The organism is Pseudomonas sp. EA_35y_Pfl2_R5, assembly GCF_963970805.1.
GTDB lineage: Bacteria > Pseudomonadota > Gammaproteobacteria > Pseudomonadales > Pseudomonadaceae > Aquipseudomonas.
The window spans coordinates 46,379-65,043 of sequence record NZ_CAXAOW010000008.1 but is presented as its reverse complement, the minus strand read 5'-3'; the positions used below and the strand labels follow the sequence as shown (position 1 = coordinate 65,043).

General features: G+C 57.2%; 17 protein-coding genes, 1 tRNA gene and 1 pseudogene. 2 read left to right on the top strand and 17 right to left on the bottom strand.

Translation table 11 applies throughout. From position 1 onward, the window contains the following. Positions 1 to 198: 198 nt before the first annotated feature. The 4 genes from AACX99_RS14730 to AACX99_RS14715 all read right to left on the bottom strand — a co-directional run bounded on the left by AACX99_RS14730 (position 199) and on the right by AACX99_RS14715 (position 3,673). Entirely contained in the window at positions 199 to 1,092 is an 894-nt protein-coding gene (locus AACX99_RS14730; protein ID WP_339412929.1) for a pirin family protein, read from the bottom strand. Positions 1,093 to 1,501: 409 nt separating this feature from the next. Then, positions 1,502 to 2,206: a glutamine amidotransferase gene (locus AACX99_RS14725; protein ID WP_339412927.1), complete on the bottom strand. Its 705-nt coding sequence runs from the start codon at positions 2,204 to 2,206 to the stop codon at positions 1,502 to 1,504. Beyond that, the gene (locus AACX99_RS14720; RefSeq protein WP_339412926.1) at positions 2,203 to 3,231 is read right to left on the bottom strand and encodes a homoserine dehydrogenase; all 1,029 of its coding nucleotides are present in this window, start codon (positions 3,229 to 3,231) and stop codon (positions 2,203 to 2,205) included. Before AACX99_RS14720 ends, AACX99_RS14725 begins: the two co-directional genes overlap by 4 nt. A 19-nt stretch (positions 3,232 to 3,250) precedes the next feature. Beyond that, positions 3,251 to 3,673, bottom strand: coding sequence for a VOC family protein (locus AACX99_RS14715; protein WP_339412924.1), 423 nt, complete (start codon positions 3,671 to 3,673; stop codon positions 3,251 to 3,253). Positions 3,674 to 3,776: 103 nt separating this feature from the next. Between AACX99_RS14715 and AACX99_RS14710 the strand changes: the two genes are divergently transcribed. Then, a complete protein-coding gene (locus tag AACX99_RS14710; protein ID WP_339412922.1) occupies positions 3,777 to 4,652 on the top strand; it encodes a LysR family transcriptional regulator in 876 nt (291 codons plus the stop codon). A gap of 256 nt (positions 4,653 to 4,908) precedes the next feature. Here AACX99_RS14710 and AACX99_RS14705 read toward each other — a convergent pair whose 3' ends face one another. The 7 genes from AACX99_RS14705 to AACX99_RS14675 form a co-directional block, all read right to left on the bottom strand. Next, positions 4,909 to 5,205 carry a LasR-specific antiactivator QslA gene (locus AACX99_RS14705; protein ID WP_339412920.1) on the bottom strand — a complete coding sequence of 99 codons (297 nt, stop codon included), beginning with the start codon at positions 5,203 to 5,205 and terminating at the stop codon, positions 4,909 to 4,911. Next, entirely contained in the window at positions 5,202 to 5,471 is a 270-nt protein-coding gene (locus AACX99_RS14700; protein WP_339412918.1) for a hypothetical protein, read from the bottom strand. Before AACX99_RS14700 ends, AACX99_RS14705 begins: the two co-directional genes overlap by 4 nt. A gap of 549 nt (positions 5,472 to 6,020) precedes the next feature. Continuing rightward, the gene (locus AACX99_RS14695) at positions 6,021 to 6,458 is read right to left on the bottom strand and encodes a GNAT family acetyltransferase (RefSeq protein ID WP_339412917.1); all 438 of its coding nucleotides are present in this window, start codon (positions 6,456 to 6,458) and stop codon (positions 6,021 to 6,023) included. A gap of 87 nt (positions 6,459 to 6,545) precedes the next feature. Beyond that, positions 6,546 to 7,184 carry a hypothetical protein gene (locus AACX99_RS14690; RefSeq protein ID WP_339412915.1) on the bottom strand — a complete coding sequence of 213 codons (639 nt, stop codon included), beginning with the start codon at positions 7,182 to 7,184 and terminating at the stop codon, positions 6,546 to 6,548. A gap of 97 nt (positions 7,185 to 7,281) precedes the next feature. Next, positions 7,282 to 8,238: a hypothetical protein gene (locus tag AACX99_RS14685; protein ID WP_339412913.1), complete on the bottom strand. Its 957-nt coding sequence runs from the start codon at positions 8,236 to 8,238 to the stop codon at positions 7,282 to 7,284. Positions 8,239 to 8,512: 274 nt separating this feature from the next. Beyond that, entirely contained in the window at positions 8,513 to 8,998 is a 486-nt protein-coding gene (locus AACX99_RS14680; RefSeq protein WP_339412911.1) for a toll/interleukin-1 receptor domain-containing protein, read from the bottom strand. A 272-nt stretch (positions 8,999 to 9,270) separates the two neighbouring features. After that, complete coding sequence (locus AACX99_RS14675; protein WP_339412909.1) at positions 9,271 to 9,417, bottom strand: hypothetical protein; 147 nt, start codon at positions 9,415 to 9,417, stop codon at positions 9,271 to 9,273. 364 nt (positions 9,418 to 9,781) lie between these two features. On the opposite strand from AACX99_RS14675, the gene AACX99_RS14670 reads away from it, so the two are divergent. Continuing rightward, positions 9,782 to 10,660, top strand: coding sequence for a helix-turn-helix transcriptional regulator (locus tag AACX99_RS14670; RefSeq protein ID WP_339413081.1), 879 nt, complete (start codon positions 9,782 to 9,784; stop codon positions 10,658 to 10,660). A gap of 53 nt (positions 10,661 to 10,713) precedes the next feature. On the opposite strand, the gene AACX99_RS14665 is transcribed toward AACX99_RS14670, so the two are convergent. From AACX99_RS14665 to rpoD, 6 genes and pseudogenes are all read right to left on the bottom strand, one after another. Then, positions 10,714 to 11,520: a helix-turn-helix domain-containing protein gene (locus AACX99_RS14665; protein WP_339412907.1), complete on the bottom strand. Its 807-nt coding sequence runs from the start codon at positions 11,518 to 11,520 to the stop codon at positions 10,714 to 10,716. 5 nt (positions 11,521 to 11,525) lie between these two features. Continuing rightward, on the bottom strand, positions 11,526 to 11,744 hold the full coding sequence (locus AACX99_RS14660; protein ID WP_339413079.1) for a DNA-binding protein: 219 nt from the start codon (positions 11,742 to 11,744) through the stop codon (positions 11,526 to 11,528). After that, a pseudogene (locus AACX99_RS14655) lies at positions 11,698 to 12,693 on the bottom strand (site-specific integrase); the annotation flags it as partial. The gene AACX99_RS14660 and the pseudogene AACX99_RS14655, both read right to left, overlap by 47 nt. A gap of 127 nt (positions 12,694 to 12,820) precedes the next feature. Continuing rightward, positions 12,821 to 12,897, bottom strand: a tRNA-Ile gene (locus AACX99_RS14650). Between the two features lie 15 nt (positions 12,898 to 12,912). Next, the gene (locus tag AACX99_RS14645; protein WP_339412905.1) at positions 12,913 to 16,647 is read right to left on the bottom strand and encodes a bifunctional diguanylate cyclase/phosphodiesterase; all 3,735 of its coding nucleotides are present in this window, start codon (positions 16,645 to 16,647) and stop codon (positions 12,913 to 12,915) included. Between the two features lie 107 nt (positions 16,648 to 16,754). Further along, positions 16,755 to 18,599 carry an RNA polymerase sigma factor RpoD gene (rpoD, locus tag AACX99_RS14640; RefSeq protein WP_339412903.1) on the bottom strand — a complete coding sequence of 615 codons (1,845 nt, stop codon included), beginning with the start codon at positions 18,597 to 18,599 and terminating at the stop codon, positions 16,755 to 16,757. Positions 18,600 to 18,665: the final 66 nt, after the last annotated feature.

Here is an 18,665-nt window from a genome sequence, read left to right as displayed (position 1 = left end):
GGCTTACGGTTCTGGGACATTTATGCGGTTAATGGGTTGGGGTCGCGAAATTGGTTTCTGCAAGCCCAGCTACCGCCTATGCCTCTTCTGGTTGAGCGCGATGTGTTCCTTCCGTGGGATCGAGCATGTTGCGCTCATCTGCAGCCGTCTGGCCGTTGGTATCTATTGCCAGGCGACTGTCTTGGGTCATGCGGCCGCTTATGACATGGCTGGCGCAGGCGGGGTTGGATCGTCCGGCAACGGGATAAATTCCGCGTTGTCTGCGTCTGGAAGTTTCATCCGTCCCGCCTTCCAATCTGATGCCGCCTGAGCGAGTCGATCCTTCGAGGATGACACGAAGTTCCAGTAGATGAATCGTTCGCCAATCGGCTCGCCGCCAAGGACCATCACCGTAGACTGCTTTAATGCCCGGACGCGCGATGCGGCAGGACCGAGTACCAGCATCTTGCCGGTCTCGTAGCGTTGTCCGTCCAGCTCCACCTCGCCCATCGCGACGTAGAGCGCACGCTCCTTGTGGCCGCTGGGAATCTCGGCGGTTGCGCCCGGCACCATGTCAAGATGGGCGTAGAACAGCGGCGAATGTGTCTCGGTAGCAGCCGTCAGGCCATAGGCGCTACCTGCAATCAGCCGACCTGTGATGCCGGCGTCGCTCCATTGCGGCAGATCAAGCCCCGAATGATGCGAGAAAGACGGAGCGATCTCCTCCTGTTCGGTCGGCAGGGCGACCCAGGCTTGAATCCCATGTAGATGATCGCCTTGTGACCGCCCGCGCTCCAAGCGCTCGCTATGTGTGATGCCGCTACCTGCGGTCATCCAGTTGACTTCCTGTGGCCGAATCGCCTGCTCGTAGCCGAGGCTATCACGATGCATCACCTCGCCAGCGAACAGGTAGCTCACGGTCGAGAGGCCGATGTGCGGATGCGGGCGAATATCGATGCTGCGATCGCTACCCGGTGCCATATCGAATGGCCCCATATGATCGAAGAAGATGAATGGACCGATCATGCGCTGCGTGGCGGACGGCAATACGCGGCCGACCTCGAAGCCGCCGCCGAGGTTGTGACGTCGCTGTTCGATGATCATTTCAATCATGTTGTATCTCCTGATGGATGTGGGTACATCCCGGCAGACGCCGACTGCAGGTATCGGCCGACTCTGTTGAAAAAGTTGGCCTCGGTTACCACGATGGAAAGATGGCACCTGAGGTTGAAGTCTTGAAAACCAGGAGGTTGTGCAGCATCGCTACTATCTCCAGAGTGGCCGCCTGAGAATTGGACAGGCTTACTCTTCTGGAACATTTATGCGGTTAATCGATTGCGCTAGCGCAATGGGTTTCTGCAAGCCCCTCCACCGGCTGTGCTTTTCTGGCTGAGCGCGATGCGTTTCTTCCATGGGATCGAACATTAAGATGCCACCAAGGGCCGCCTTTAACAGCAATACGCCGTCATGGATCGGTCTGGCCAGCCCTTAGGGGTGGTGAGCATTTATGTGCGTTCGAAAACTATTGTTCTATCCCCGCCAGCCATTGCTCCAGAAGAATGCCCCCGGCCTTCTCGAGGCCGTTCGCATAGTGCTTTGCATCGCGACGTAGGGTGGCGGGGTCGATGCCTGACGTGGCCAGCTCGCTCGCATGCCCTAGTAACCAGTGCTCAAATCGTGCGCCACGGACTTCGGGATGAAACTGCAGACCGAGTACGTTTGGCCCGCGGGAGAAGGCCTGATTGCGGCACAGTGAGGTGGAGGCAAGCAGGCTGCAGTCTTCCGGTAGATCAAAAGTGTCGCCATGCCAGTGCAGAACGGGCACGTCGCGCAGCGCGGCGAGGGGCTGATATTCAAGGGCGGGCGTCAGGTCGAGGGCCGACCAGCCGATCTCCTTGGCCGGCCCAGGATAGACGCGCGCACCCAAAGCTGCAGCCATTAACTGCGCGCCGAGGCAGATACCGAACGTCGGTCGGTCAGCCGCCAGGCGTGCTCGCAATAGCTCTAGCTCGTCGGTGAGGAGCGGATAGCTGGCGTGATCGTAGACGCCAATCGGGCCGCCAAGAACCACCAGAAGGTCTGCATCAAGCGGGTCGAGCAGGCCGAGATCGCGCTCTGCTGCTTCGACGTACTCGATGGCGTAGCCGGCTTTGCGCAGCGGTGCCTCGAAGTTGCCAAGATCTTCGAAACCGACATGGCGGATGGCTTGCACGGTACGCAGGGTCATGATGAGTGTTCCAAAACAGAGGAGGACCGCGCGGCCCTGGCCATGAGAATGTGTTCGAGGTCCTTCAGGGCGGCCGCTGCGGTAGCGATCGGCTCCACACCGCAGCCGATGGCCAGCGTCTCGCCCATTGCGTCGCTGCTGATACGAATCGCCTTGTTCTTTCCGCTTACGTGGGCGAACGGGTCGGACAGCGGATAGGTCTTGATGCCGACACTGGCGCGGATCGCACCGTCTGCGCAGGTGATGCTGCCGACCAGCTTGGGCACGAGCCCCTTCGCGCGCCACGCCTCTATGCGCTCTGCCGTGACCGACTGAATACCGTCGACCACCAGGTCGTCCATCGTCAGGTCGGCACCAAGACCGAAGTTGGCGAGCAGCAGGAGCTTGCAGGCGGTATCCCAGCCTTGCGTGTCGTTGCGCGGGTCAGCTTCGGCGAAGCCTCCCGCCTGCGCTTCACGCAACGCCGCATCGAAGCCGAGGCCCTGTGTGCTCATGGCGTCGAGCAGGTAGTTGGTGGTGGCGTTGAGGATGCCCTCGATGGCGAGCACCTTGCAGCCGGCCAAGCTATGGTCGAGCAGGTCGAGTGTCGGCAGGGCGGCGGCCGCCGCGCCACTGAGTTTGAGCATCACCCCTGAGGCCTGCGCGAGATCGCGCAATTGTCGCCCGCTGTGGACCAGGGCGCCCTTCGATATAACGATGCAGTCCTGGCCGGCCGACAGCGCCGTACGAAGGTAGGCAAGACCCGGCTCGCCGCTGCGAAAATCGCTCGGCCCTGCCTCGATAAGAAGGTCTGCGCCGCTCGTCATCACGAAATCCGGCCCTGAAAGACCCGCCTGCAGTGCATCCAACTGGTTCGCTTGCAGGCCGTTCGTATCAGCCATGCCCGCACGTGATCCGCACACCGCGACCAGGCGAACGTCCACGCCGTAAACCTGGCGATAGCGCTCACGCCGGGACAGGAGCAGGTCGGCTGTGGCACGTCCGACGCCGCCGAATCCGGCGATTGCAACCTTGAGCGTTTGCATGAGTTCGCTCCTTTCGCCTCTACTTGGCAAACAGATTGTTGATGTCGGCAAATGCCTTCATTTCGACCGCGTTACCGCTTGGGTCCTTGAAGAACATCGTGGCCTGCTCACCCGGCTCGCCCTTGAAACGAATATAGGGTTTGATGATGAAGTCGACACCTGCCGTGGTAAGCCGCTCGGCTGCCGCTTGCCAATCCTGCATCGGCAGGATCACGCCGAAGTGGCGGACCGGCACGCCATGCCCGTCTACCGCGTTCGCCGGTACGGCGCTGGCTTCATCGGGCGCGAGGTGGGCCACGATCTGGTGACCATAAAAATTGAAGTCGATCCATTCCGACGAACTGCGACCCTCGGTGCAGCCCAGCAGAGTGCCGTAAAAGTCGCGGGCGGCTGCCAGGTCATTAACCGGAAACGCCAGGTGGAAGGGGCATAGCGCAGTCATTTAGGTATCCCTCGTTGGTGAGTGGGATCAGCGTATCCGGCGACAAGATTCATAAAAAACGATATGTTCTGATCATGAGAAAAACAAAAAGTTATCAATCGTCATGATCACTGAACTTCGTACCCTGATCGCTATAGCACGCCATGGCACATTCAGAGCCGCAGGTGATCGGGTCGGGCTGACTCAGGCTGCTGTCAGCGGCCATATGCATAGGCTGGAGGAAGCACTCGGCTTCACTCTGTTCGACCGCACGGGGCGCTCGGCGACGCTGAACGCCGCCGGCCTGCGCACGCTCGCCCGTGCCGAGGCGTTGGTTGCCGGGTTCGATGCGCTTGGGGAGCCGACAAAGGACGAAGAGTGGGCCAAACCGCTGGAGATCGGAGCAATCTCCTCGGTTCAGGCGACCATCCTCACGCGTGCACTGGTGCCATTCCGTCAGCGCTTTGCGAACTGCCGAGTGAACCTGTCACCGGGCGTTTCACTGCACCTGATGGATCGGGTCGAAGCGGGTGAGCTCGATCTGGCCATTCTCATCCGCCCAGCCTTTGAGCCACCTCGGGAGCTGGAGTGGGTGCCGCTGGCATGCGAGAACTATGTCCTGCTGACGGCCCAGGGGGTTGTGGGTAACGATTGGCGAGCCGTGCTCCTCGAACAACCCTTCATCCGCTACAACCGCTCTTCGTTCGGCGGGCGGCAGGTAGAACGCTTTCTGCGCGATAGCTCACTAGCGCTTCAGGAGTGGATAGAGGTCGACGATATCCAGGCAATGCTGTCGATGGTTGAAAGCGGCCTCGGGGTTGCCGTGGTGCCGTTGACGGAAACGACCCTGCCGCTGCCGACAAGTGTTCGTGCCATCCCCCTCGGCCCCGATCCTATCCATCGCGAGATCGGTGCCCTGTACAACAAGGTCAAACACTCGACTGCCGTGGCGGGCTTTATCGAATGCTTGCAGGGCGCAGGTGTGGTTAGGTCGTTGTAAGTCTGTAGTTGATTTGCGAGGGTGGCCGAACTACCACAAACAAATGCTCGGTATGACTGCTGAGACCCTGTACGACCTCTGAATAACCCCTAGTTTTGTAGATACTAAACTGCCGCTTTTGGCCGGCTCCGGCCTGTGGTGGCCGATTTCTGTCTGTCGTCCTCTGCAGCCTTTCCTAGAAAACTGTTGTTGGTGGCTATGTCCGCAACCCTACAGCTGCAAGCCCGAGCCGGAGTTGCCGGCTCGAGTCTGTCGTCTACAGCGACATGGGTAGGTCTCTGGTTTGATCCTCTCTGCACTGCAGTGAGCATATGCGCTGGTGGAGGCGGCTGAGGAACCCCACTTCAAAGGCTCTCCGTTCTATTGCGCATGGCAGTAAGTCGCGCTCGGCGATCATGACTGCCCAGAGCCAACCGCCGCGGGCATTATCAAGCCAACTCTGGGCCAGCTTCACGCCCTGGTTAAACGCCTGTCTGCAGTCTGCAGCCCAGATGATTTCCATGCCTGGATGGCCGTCATGCTCTGGCAAACAGGTCATTACGCCTTTGCTCATTTGGCACCTCCCCGCACTTCAGAAAGTGCACGGCGGTAGAGCACCACCATTTCATCGAGTAGATCCAGAGCTGAGTATGCCGCTACGCGGAAACGCAAGTTTTCTGGCTGGAGGCCATCGGGCTCAGCCATTTGATCAAGGAGATTGCCCAGCATAATGGCGCGCTGTTCAGCGGCGGCCTCAGCGGGGAGGGTAGAACGCTCAGATTCATGCAGCGGGCTTGGCCGCAGTGGGAAGGGTACAACGCAGGTTTCGAACTCAGCCATGGCGCACCTCCGAGTTGGAGGCGAACAGCACGAGTAAATGACCAAGGCGGAGCTCTTGGGTAAAAAAGGGGTAGCGCATTTTCCTTATGCTCCTCAGACGATTAAGGAGCCGCCTACCGCCGTTGCTACACGGTAATGGAGGCGGACCGTGCGGGGGTAGCAAACCGGCGTCCGAGGGAACCGGCCAGGCAAAAGCCTGCCCCACACGGCCCGCCATAAAGTTAAGCAACCAAGCACACGGAGTGCTGACTACTTAAGTTATGACGCTGCCGCGTCCCGAACGATTCAGGTTGCTACACCCGGCCGTAGCATTCACCACGACGGGCGCACTCTAGCTCGCGGGTTTCAGGATGGCAACCGGTTGAGGCGTAGATGGGGGGGATAGGCCGCGCATAAATGTACAACCGGTTAGCTGTCGGCGCACAGGCGGCAGAGTGTGTTAAATCGCAGTAAGCCAATACACTGAAATTAATGAAATCGCTGTCAGCGTGATCGATTGAGTACCTGGCGCTCGCACTGGTCTGTTAGCGCTTGAGGTGCAGAGAAACCTTAGTCGCAGGGTATGTTCTCTGGTATCCGCTTTCCCATGCTTACACGCTTCTCTGGGGTATAGCCGAGGGACTTGTAAAACCCGCATACGCTTTCATTGTCGCTCATGATCTGAAGGTTGATCTTCATGCAGCCTCTTCCGGCCAACGCCTGTTCCGCGTGGCGCACTAGGGCCGTCCCGACGCCTTTCATGCGATTTGAATGATCCACTTCTACAGAGTACAGCCAGCCCCGATGCCCGTCGTACCCCGCGAGCATAGTGCCAATGACTTTCTCTTCAAATGTGGCCACGAAGAATAGATCGTCTTTGGTTTCTAGCTTTTTATCGATAGCAACGCTCGGCGTATTGTGTGCCGTCTCGTATCCGAACACCTTTTCCCAAAGATGGATTACTTCAGACCTGTGAGTGCCATTTGAATATGTAGTGATTGAGTGCATAGATATTTTAGTTAAAAATTCCTAAGATTTCATCGTGGGGCAAGATATAACTCATCCCCAATGAGCAAAAAACATTTGAGTCAGTTGTTAAGCATCAAGCCAGCGTGGAGTTGAAATCGCAGAGCTATTAAAAATGGCTAGCCAAGGTCTCGCTAGCTTTTGGGTTGAGGTGCTGTGGCGGTCAACCTCGTTTCCAAAAATACCATCGAAGCCAAGACTTGCTGCACATTGGCAAATATGCTCAATAAGTCCGCGTGTGGCATTGTACTGAATCATCGTCCAGGCATCTTCAATGCTTACTCCGGCGCGATCTGCTTGCTGAGGAATTAACGATTTTAGATAATTAATTCCTGCGGCATTAGCTGTTAGACGCAGGACGTCTCCAGTAATCCAGCCATCGTACCAGTGCTCCTTTCTGAAGTTTTCGAATAGATTGTTAGTCGGGTGCTGAGATGCTTTCAGTCGTAGCTTCTCCAAATCATCCGATTTCAGCGTGCAGTCTAAGATATTGGCATTCAATACTATGCTTGATACCGAAATTTCAGTACCGGCACCCGAAGCGAAGTCCTTTTCCGTCGTAAGAAAAATAGCACTGTGAGGAACAAGAAAAGGGTCTTTCCTTGGTGGAGGAATTTGCCAGCTTTGAAACCTAGAGGATGTCCCGTGATACCAGCATGGATGATTTATAAGTTGGCTCAGTGGACGTGTATGTGGGACTTGGGTCATTACTATTCCTGACGTTTGGTTAAGGGCGGGCTTTAGCCCGTTGCTGTGAGTGAAGCGAGTGCCTGGTTAGGCGAATGAACTGAGTCCCCATATCGAATTATCGCAGTAGCGTAGGTTGCCGTGATAAGGGGCTGCGCCGCGCTAGAGCTTTGGCCCTTCGAATACGCCGCCAAACACGAGGAATGTCCTCGACTGGCGCCATGCTGAGTCGGACCGTCCAATAAGCCCATGCTCTCGTCTTGCGCATCAGAAGTCGCTCCCCCCTATCATGTAACTCCAGCAGTTCCGAGATGAAGCGGTAGAACGCACTATGGCTGAGAAACTGGTCGTTTACCCTCTCGAGAAGTGCCTCACCAATCTGCTTGACCCCCACGAGGATGATTGCACTAGGTAATACACAAATGGCGACTGGTAGCACGATAGCTAGCCACAACTGAAGGATCAGATTCCATGTATTTAGCAGGAACTGTTCTAGGTCGGCAAAGAGTGCATCTCTGGAAAGAGTCGCAATAACGATGCCGGCCAGTACCGCCACAAAGCCGGTCAGGTATGCGGCAAAACTACTGGGTGATGGTAGTTTGAAGAAGGTTCCTGCGCCACGTAACAAAGGCTCCTGAGCTCTAGCCTTAAGTTCTCGCCGCCACTCCCAGTCCTCAATGAGGTGCTTGGCCAAGGAGCGCAAATTGTCCCCTTCAGCGAATGTCGCACGGATATAAGCGTGCTTTTCTTTCGCCAAGGTGTCATGAGGCGTCCTGAAGTGAACCCGCTTGGCGGCAGGATAAAGCAAGCGATAGCGCCGCTCAGTCCCTTGGAAATATACCTGCATAAGGCCGAGCATCATGGGCAACTCGTAAATCAGCAGCCATGCCTGATCACTTTTGCTCAGCAGGTATGTACTTTTGGCAATGCGTAGGTACAGGTCGGAGAACAACAGCCCCAGAATAAGTGTTGCCAGCCCAATAGACAGCCATAGAGCAAATGAGCCGAGAGCGTAGAAAACTGGCGGGCGAAAAGTTTTGCGGTAATGGCGGATTTTGTCGGCTATCGCTTCCATGTGGCTTCTCTGTCACTAAGTTGGAGATTAGTACTCTGGTGCAATGAGTTTCTATTTAATAATGGGTGTACAAAAATGGTAAAAGTCGGCCAGTAGCAGTAGGCCAAATGCAGTTGTTGACCCATAACTGCCATTTGCAGAGGGCAGTTATGAGGCCAAATCCATATATTAGCTTTGGCGCAAGCCGGTCCTCTGGACCTAGGTTTGCTTGATGGCGATGACGCAAGTTTCGCCAGCCGGCGCATCCGAGTGGCGAACCTGTATTCGCCAGTAGTTAGAGCGCAACCAACTCGGCGATTTTTGCCGCGACCATCGCCATTGAGTCCTCCATAGTGTCTAGGCCGGTTCGGGAGGCGAGCATGGGGCTGATATTGCGGAGGGCTTCATATGTCGTGTTGTGAACGATAGGAATAAGCTGGTTCCCCGCCAGGAGTGTCGAGAGTTCTTTGTCGGCTACGCTCTCTTTTGGGAGCCGACTCAGTAGCGCTGGGGTAACAAGCACCAGCCCAATTCGCGAATTCGCTAGGCCCTTGTCAATAGCGCGCATCATTGGAACTCCGAGGCCAAGGTCTTTCTCGCTGAACCAGACTTTGACACCGGCTGCCACGAGCAACTCGTGCAGTTCTTTAGCTGGCCCTTGTCGGTCGTCCCATGCGTGGCAGAGGAATACGTCACGTAGGTCAGGCTGATTGGCTGCTCGTGCCTCAACCGTTTGGCGGATTGGCGTGAGTGACTGAACTTGGGCGAGGGTGTACGACAAGGACGAGCCAGCTTTTGACCAGCGTGGCTTTGAGTTTCCGCTGGGCCTAACACCACTGGCACTACTGGTGGCATAGCTACTCGCGCGACTGCTCGGTGTGGAGTAGGACCGGATGTTGCTGCGGTAGCGGCATGCGGGGCAGGCAGCGGCCGCTGCACTTGAGCTGTGTCCACGTACAGGTGCTGTGCATCTAGACATGTCGAGATCCTAAATTTATAGGGAGAGAGGCCCCTGGGCAAAGAATGTGCCCAGGGTTCTGTTGAGCGATTAAATCAATTAGTCGCTTTTGGGCGAATGACGATGCGGAACGGTTGGCCGTTAGCACGTCGAATCACCTTTCCCGATTTGGTGGTGATGGTCATACGGTAGATGACCTCGCCTTCCCCTTCGGGCTTTTCGAACATCTCAAGCTGAGGCATAAAATGTCTCCATTGAGGTGGCTCGAACACAGAACTCGCTCCCTTGCGTAAGGAGTCAACAACGACTACTATCGCAAAGCTTTCAACACAAAAGCGCGAGAGACATCTGGAGCCAGTTCAGACGTCTTTTACCGAGGCCGGTCAAGTTCGCACCTTGACCGGCTTTTTCGTTTCTGGCGTTCTACTATCCCGCTCAAGCCGCTTTATGGATCGCAAAAGGTGCTATAGATTGAGATAGGAGGCATCCATAATTAAATCCTATCATGATCATTTTGATTAGATCAAGTGCTCGTATGCTATAGTGGTTTCAGATGTGATCAGCAGTGAACTGGTCATGCAGTAAGACAGGTACGACGGGGTGCAGATGATTGATTTGAGGGATTACAGCCAGGCCCAGCGGGAGCGTCTGGTGTATATAGATTTTCGTCTCTATTTCACTGGGGGCGTTTCCCGAGCCGATCTGATGGATCGCTTCGGTATAGGCGCCGCCGCCGCCACTCGTGATTTCGCGCAATATCGGGAGATTGCTCCTGGTAATACAGAGCTTGATACGGTGGCCAAGCACTACGTGATATGTGAGGCCTTTTCACCTTTAATTGCACATTCGCCTGAGCGGGTGCTCGCAGCTCTTTCTCAGGGGTACGGGTACGACTTGGAAGGCGAAAAGCCACTCATCCTCAACGAGTCTGTTTCGCTACTGAGCAAGCCTAAGGTCGAAATCCTTGCGCCAATAACTCGTGCCATTAGCCTGAATCAGGTGGTGAAGATTAGTTACACGTCTGGTTCGGGGGAGTCTGAGCGTGAAATTGTGCCCTTCGCTGTTAGCTGTGATGGCTTGCGCTGGCATGTCCGAGCTTACGATAGGAAGCGTGAGAAGTTTGTAGACTTTGTGCTCACCCGAATTGGCCGCGCTCAGGTTCAATTGGGACAAAAACCTACAGATGTTGAAAACCAAATGCATGATGATCAGTGGAATCGCATGCTGGATTTGCCCCTCGTATCGCACCCTGATAGGGACTGTGAGCAGATCGTGATGCGCGACTATGATATGCCTGATGGTGTGCTTAGGTTGCGTGTTCGGGCTGCAATGGCAGGATACGTACTGCAGCAATACCACGTTGACTGTTCTCCAGACCACAGCATTGAGGACAAGGCTTATCGTCTCTGGTTGAGTGATCCCTTTGTTCTGTATGGCGTGGAGAGCTCTATGTTTGCTCCCGGATACAAAAGCCCGAAAAGCTAATGACAGCTTCGAGGCGCGGATAGCCATAAATGAGACTGTTTGTTGACTATTGATTACGTGACATCCCTCTGACTGCGCTGATTTTGGCGACCTGTCGATGATCGAGATGCTTGCAATGTCGTAGGGCTGTTGAATATACGGCGTCTAAAGGTCTGGTGAGCGATCTGCTTGGCGTCCTCAGCCGATATTCCGCCTTGAACCAGGCGTTCCACGTAGTCCGCTTGCGAAAGCTGTGGCTCATTCTTTGGATGCTCGTGGCGACCTGTCCTGTGAATGACTGCCTTCAACCAGCGTGACGGGGAGGAATGGATCGTTCCCTTGGTCAGTGCATTCAACAGTTGAGCGGTAATCGCTTCCTGTTGATTTGCGGGAATCGAACGGATGAGTTGAGAGACCTTTTGCTTCTCCTCTGCATTCAGTAGCGGCAGTTCTGGTGTGCGCCGTACTGATGATTCATATGAAGGTTCATATGGTGGTTCTAGGGGTGACATAGCTTTGTCACCCTCCCCCTGACATAGCTGTGTCACCCCCGGGGTGACACAGGTGTCACCCTCCCCAGCTCTGGCATCAACCGGGGGTGACAATTTGTCGGGGTAGCTTAGTACGAGGGTGTAGCCATTAGAAACCTGCCGGCCGTTGGCATCGAATCGAGCGTCCTTCTTCAGCATGCCTGCGGTTAGCAGGGTCTTGATAGTGCGCTGAATGGTGCGTTCCGAAGTGCTGCATTTGGCTGCAATCGTCTTCATCTTCGGCCAGCAGTAGCCGTGATCGTCTGCGTTATCAGCGAGCGCCATGAGAATTAGCTTCGGAACGGGCGGGAGCGGCTGCTCCCATGCCCAGTTCATGGCCTTGATGCTCATATCGGTCAGGCTTCTTCAATGACACGAGCTACTGCAGATGTTTTGAAGTAGACCCTGCGGCCGATTTTGACCTTGCACCGACGTAGCTCGGCAGACAACTCGCTGTTTCCGCTTAGGGATACCCTTAGGCCATCTTTGCTGCGATGTAGAACCTCTGCTAACTGTTGGAGGGAGAGTAAGCATCTGCATCGACTTGTGGCCGCTAATGGCTGAGACCTCCTGATCAGATAGGCCGCCCTCGACCAGCCGGCTGACAGCCTCATGACGCAGATCGTGAAAGCGCAGGTCCGGCATTCCGAGCTTGTTCTTCAACAGCCCCCAGGTCTTGGTGAAGGCGTAGGGGCGACGTTTTTCGTCCTTCCCCGGTTCGCCAAAGAACACTAGGTTGCAGTTCTCGGGACGAAGAGGATTCGCAAGAGCGGTCTTGAAAGTCTCGGTAGCCAGTTTGGTGAGCGGAACAGTTCGGGCGCTGTCGTTCTTGGTGTCTGCGAGCCGCACAACGCGCTTTTTGAGATCGACCTGATGGCAGCGCAGGCCTGTGATCTCGGACGAGCGCATTCCTGTCTCCAGGGCAATACGGACGATCCAGCCTAGCATTGGGTTGCTGTGGTTGTTTACGGCGGTGAGCAAGCGCTTTTCTTCTTCGGCGGACAGTCGGCGGTCGCGACCATCTCCTGGGCTGGGCTTGCGAATATTAAGCACTGGGTTGAAGGTCAGGCCCAGGCCCCATTCCTGGATCGCCACTGTGTAAAGGTGGCTGAGTAGGGCCAGTTCAAGTCTTACGGTGTTGTTGCTGGTAGGGGCGCCACGCTTGCTCTGAGTGCCAAGTCGGGTGTCTCGATAGTTGGCGATGACTTCAGCGGAGAGGGCAGCCAGGGAGTACTTGCCCAGGTGCTGGATCAGTTGTTTGGCCTTGGTCGCTTCGGCTTTGCGCGTGGTGGGCTTCTTGCTCGGCGTCACCTCGGCTAGATAACGTTCGAGGGCCTTTTCTAGCGTCATGCGTTCGGAGCCGCTGCGCTGGATGTATACGCCGCGCACCATCTCGTCTTCGGTGCGGCGTGCCCAATCTTCAGCGTCGCGTTTGGTACGGAAGGTTTTAGTGTTGGTCGGCCAGCCCGTTTTGCGGACTAAAGCTTTCCATGTGCCGGCAGGTGTTTTGACGATTGTGGCCATCTGAAAGGACTCCAAAGGCAGGCTGGCATACCAGCACTGTACCGATTTTGTACCTTTGGACCAAAATGCTGATCCAGATGCCACAACCTCAGAAAGCTTAAAGCCGCGCAGTGCGCGGCTTTAAAGGTGGTGGGCCCACACGGACTCGAACCGTGGACCAAAGGATTATGAGTCCTCTGCTCTAACCAACTGAGCTATGGGCCCTCAGAGGCGGGCGGATTATACCGGTGCCTTCTCGGCAGCGCCAACCGAATGGCGTGGGGTGAGGAAGTTTTGTGCGAAGGCGTCCGCATGAATGGCGCGGCTGATGACGAAGCCCTGAATCTGTTCGCAACCTTCGGCGGCGAGAAACAGTTCTTGGGCTTTGGTTTCCACACCTTCGGCAATCACGGTCAGTTGCATGCTACGGCCCAAGGCGATGATGGCGCGCACGATGGCGACGTCGTTGCTGTCGTTGGGCAGGCCGCGGACGAAGGATTGGTCGATTTTCAGGGTGTCGACCGGCAGGCGCTTGAGGTAGCTGAGCGAGGAGTAGCCGGTGCCAAAGTCGTCGATGGCCAGTTGGATACCCAGGCCTTTCAGCTGATGCAGCAGGCTCAGCGCTTCTTCTGCCTGGTTCATGATGAAGCTTTCGGTGATCTCCAGTTGCAGCAGTTCTGGGGCCAGGTTGTGGTCTTCCAGCAGGCTGGAGATGCGTACCAGCAGGTGCGGTTGGCGCAGTTGCACGCCGGTCAGATTGACCGATAGGGGGCCGAACGGCGCGTGTTGCTGCTGCCATTGCTGCATTTGCCAACAGGACTGACGCAGCACCCAGTCACCAAGGGCGATGATCAGGCCGGTTTCTTCTGCCAGGGGAATAAAACGATCCGGCGGGATTTCGCCGAAAACCGGGTGATGCCAGCGCACCAAAGCTTCGGCGCCGATCAGGCGGTTGCTGCTTAGGCTGCGCTTGGGTTGGTAGTAGAGCTGCAGTTGTTCCAGTTCGATGGCCCGGCGCAGTTCGCGCTCCAGGGCCATGCGTTCGGTGGCCTGGAAGGTCAGATCGCGGGTGTACAACTCGACGCGGTTGCGCCCTCGCGCCTTGGAGCGGTACATGGCGGCGTCGGCATTTTTCACCAGGGTGGCGACATCGTCGCCATCATCTGGGTAGCGGCTGATACCGATGCTGGCGCTGATAAACAGCTCCTGCTCGTCGAATTGGAAGGGCAGGCTGAAGCAGTCGAGCAATTTGTGCGCGATCAGTTCGGCATCGCCATCGTGCTGCAGGCCGGGTAGCAGGATGATGAATTCATCACCGCCGAGTCGGGCGACGGTGTCGATGTCACGCAGATGAGCTTTCAGGCGTTCGGCGATGCTCTTCAACAGTTGGTCGCCGACCGGGTGACCGAGGCTGTCGTTGATGTGTTTGAAGCGGTCCAGGTCGATAAACAGTACGGCGCCCATGCGTTTGTCGATGTGCGCATCTTCGAGGGCGGCGCGTAGGCGGGCTTCGAACAGCATGCGGTTGGGTAGGCCGGTGAGCGGGTCGTGATGGGCCTGGTGGTCGAGGCTGGCCTGGGCGTGTTTGAGCGAGCTGATATCGGCAAATACGCCGACAAAGTGGGTGATCCGCTGATCGCTATCGCGCACGGCGCTGATGGTCAGCCATTCCGGGTAGAGCTCGCCGTTTTTGCGCTTGTTCCAGATTTCACCTTGCCAGTGCCCGGAGGCGCTTAGGTTGTGCCACATGGCGGCGTAGAACGCGCTATCGTGGTTGCCGGAGGCGAGCAGTCGCGGCGACTGGCCGAGGGCTTCGGCTTCGCTGTAACCGGTGATGCTGGTGAAGGCTCGGTTGACCGCGGTGATGCGCTGCTGCAGGTCGGTGATCATCACGCCTTCGGCGGTGCTTTCGAAAACGGTGGCGGCCTGCTTGAGGTTTTCTTGCATCTGCTCGCGCTCGGTGATGTCGCGCGCGATGGTCAGCATGCAGGTGTCGCCTTCGGTGGGGATCGGCTGTACCGACATCTCGCAGGTGCGCAACGAGCCATTGCGGGTGCGAATAAGGGCGCGGAAATCGCGCACCGAGCCGTGCTGTTGCACGTGCTCGAACATGCGAGTGCGGTCGTCCGGGTCGGCCCAGATGCCCAGTTGCAGAGTCGAGCTGTCGGTCGCCTCCTCGATGCTGTAGCCGGTGATGTGGCTGAAGCCTTCGTTGACATCCAGCAGTTGACCATCGCTCAGTCGAGTGATCAGCAAACCATCGGGGGAGGCATGGAAGGCCTTGGCGAATTTGTCTTCGGAGAGTTTGAGGCGCTGTTGGGTGTCTTTCAGCTCGCTGATGTCACGCACCGCCACGACCAGGGTGCAGTCGTCATCCAGAGTGACACGCTGTGCGGAGATCAGCGCGGTGAACTGGCTGCCGTCGCGCCGGCGGAACATGCCTTCAATGTTGTGTGCTTTGCCCTTGCGCAGCATTTCTAGGATGCGTGGGCCGATGCCTTGTTCGATCCACAGGTCCAGCTCCGAGCTGGTGTGACCGATGGCTTCGGCGGCGCTGATGCCGAACTGTTGCTCGAAGGTGTTGTTGACTGCCAGCAGGCGGCCATCTTGCAGGTTGAGCAGGGCGATGATGTCCGGGCAGCTGTGGAACACTGAGGCGAATTTCTGTTCCGACAGCGCCAGCGCCTGTTCGGTGCGCTTGGTTTCGGTGATATCGATCAGTAGGCCGCGCAGCATCTGGCTGCCATTTTGCGGTGATAGCGTGACGATGTCGCGTACCCAGACTTCACGGCCGTCGGCGGCAAGCATGCGGTAGTCCAGGCTGTGGTCGCGTCCGGCCTGTGTTTCAGTGCGGCAATAGTCGAGGGTGCGGTGCGCGTCATCGGGGTGCAGGATGCGCTCGACAAAGCCAGGTTGCAGCCAGTCTTGGGCGGGGTAACCGAGCAGCCGCTCTGCCTGGGGGGCGACATAGGTATAGCGGAAGTCGCTGGGGTCCATCTGCCAGGCGATGGCATTGAGGCTTTCCACCAGGCCGCGGTAGTGCTGCTCGCTGTTGCGCAGCTCTCTTTCCAGCAGGGCGCGGTTGTGCATTTCACTGCGTAGGCGGTGGTTGATGCGCAGGATACTGAAGATGATCAGCAGAGCCGCCAGCAGGCCGGGCAAGCCAAAAAGCAGCAGGCTGCGCCAGAACGGGCGTTGGTCAATCGGCTCGCCCACCCAGCGCTGCTGGATGTCGGCAATTTCGATCGGGGTGAGTTCGCCCAGCAGTTTGTCGAGAATGCCGGCCAGGATCGCTTGATCCTTGGGGACGGCCATGGCCAGCTGGTAGCGGTATGGAGTCTGGCCGCTGATGATGATGCCGTCGAGCTTGAGCTGGCGTAGGTGCCAAACGCTGGACGCCAGATCTCCGACCATTGCGTCGGCTTGTCCAGAGGCCAGTGCTTGCAAGGCTGCTGCCACGCTAGGGCGTGGCCAGAGGCGGAGTTCAGGGTGTTTGTCTCGCAGCAATTCGTGAGTGGCGTAGCTGTCGACCACGGCCACCCGCAGTCCTTGCAGCTCACGCAATCTGTTCGGTTGCGGGCCTTGTTCCTGGCTCAGGATGACAATCGGGAAATCGAGGTAAGGGCGGGTGAACGTCAGGTATTGCTCGCGCTCAGGAGTGGCCATCAAGCTAGGCAGCAGGTGCAGCTTGCCGGCTCTTGCGTCGGCCAGCACTCGGCTCCAGTTTTGTGCGGGGGCCGGGCTCAGGGTGATCGACAGGCGCTCCTCAATCAGCCGCACATAGTCGGCGGCAAGGCCCTGGTAGAGGCCGTCGTCATCAATAAATTCGTAAGGGTGCCAGTCGCGGTCAACGCCCAGGCTAAGTTGCGGGTGCTCGGCCAACCAGGTTTGCTCGGCGGGCGTCAGCTCGAGACTGAGCGCGGGCACGCTCCAGCACGCCAAACACAGCAGGAGGGTGGCTGCAAAACGCGGCATGGGCTGTGGCTCGTTCGCTAGGCAATTAGGAAAAGTGTAGACCCGCCTGGCAGGGCTTGGTAGTTGCCCAGAATGCAAAACCCCCGGCAGGGCCGGGGGTTCTGGTGTTACTCGTCGAGGAAGGAGCGTAGATGCTCGCTTCTCGTCGGGTGGCGCAGCTTACGCAGCGCCTTGGCTTCGATCTGACGAATCCGCTCGCGGGTTACATCAAACTGTTTACCAACTTCCTCAAGGGTGTGGTCGGTATTCATGTCGATGCCGAAACGCATGCGCAGGACTTTGGCTTCACGGGCAGTGAGGCCGGAGAGTACTTCGCGTGTCGCTTCTTTGAGGCTCTCAACGGTGGCGACATCGATTGGCGACTGCATGGTCGAGTCTTCGATGAAGTCACCCAGATGGGAGTCTTCGTCATCACCGATCGGGGTTTCCATGGAGATCGGCTCTTTGGCGATCTTCAATACCTTGCGGATCTTGTCCTCAGGCATTTCCATGCGTTCACCCAGCTCTTCCGGGGTCGGTTCGCGACCCATTTCCTGCAACATCTGCCGGGAAATACGGTTGAGCTTGTTGATGGTCTCGATCATGTGCACCGGAATACGGATGGTGCGCGCCTGGTCGGCAATCGAACGGGTGATTGCCTGACGAATCCACCAAGTGGCGTAGGTCGAGAACTTGTAGCCGCGACGGTATTCGAACTTGTCCACCGCCTTCATCAGGCCGATGTTGCCTTCCTGAATCAGATCGAGGAACTGCAGACCGCGGTTGGTGTACTTCTTGGCAATCGAGATCACCAGACGCAAGTTCGCTTCAACCATCTCTTTCTTCGCGCGACGAGCCTTGGCTTCGCCGATCGACATGCGACGGTTGATGTCCTTGATCTCAGCCAGAGTCAGCTCGCACTCGGCTTCCAGGGCAGACAGCTTTTGCTGGCAGCGCTGGATATCGCCTTGCAGGTTGCCGATGGCTTCGGCGTATTTAGCCTTGCCTTTGGCCAGACCGGCGGACCACTCGACATCGATTTCATTGCCGGGGAACAGCTTGAGGAAATCGGCGCGTGGCATGCGGGCATCACGTACACAGAGCTGCATGATGGCGCGTTCCTGGGCGCGCAGGCGCTCCAAGGAGCTGCGTACACGCACAACCAGGGCATCGTACTGCTTAGGCACGAGCTTGATCGGCATGAACAGCTCGGCCATTTCTTTCAGCGCGGCAATGCCTTGCTTACTGCCGCGGCCATGCTTTTTCAGGGCTTTCTTGGCGAGGTCAAGAGCGTCGCCAATCGCGGTGAAGCGGCGCAGGGCCTCTTCAGGATCCGGACCGCCGTCGCCTTCTTCTTCCTCGTCATCGCTGGAGTCGGCGTCGTCGTCGTCAGTTTCTTCGGCGGCATCGCCGTCTTTAACTGGAACAGGCGCAGCTGCTTCGGCGGGAACGATACCGTCATCCGGATCGATATAGCCGCTGAGGACTTCAACCAGGCGACCACCATCGGTGGTGACACGGGCGTACTCGGCCAGAATGCTGTCGACAGTGCCGGGGAAATGGGCGATAGCGCCCATGACTTCACGGATGCCTTCCTCGATGCGTTTGGCGATTTCGATCTCGCCTTCGCGGGTCAGCAATTCCACGGTGCCCATTTCACGCATATACATGCGCACAGGGTCCGTCGTGCGGCCGATATCGGTCTCCACCGCTGCCAGCGCTGCAGCTGCTTCTTCAGCGGCTGCCTCGTCGGTATCGGCGTCGGCCAACATAAGGGCGTCCGCATCGGGAGCACTCTCGTGTACGGGGATCCCCATGTCGTTAATCATGCGGATGATGTCTTCCACCTGCTCCGGATCAGAAATATCTTCCGGTAGGTGGTCGTTGACCTCTGCGTAAGTCAGATACTTCTGCTCACGACCCAGGGTGATCAACTCTTTGATACGAGACTGCTGTTGCGCTTTTCCGGACATAACACCCTATCCACTGAAGGTCTTGGCGGGCAAAAAACAAGCCGCGGATTATACCCGAGTAACACC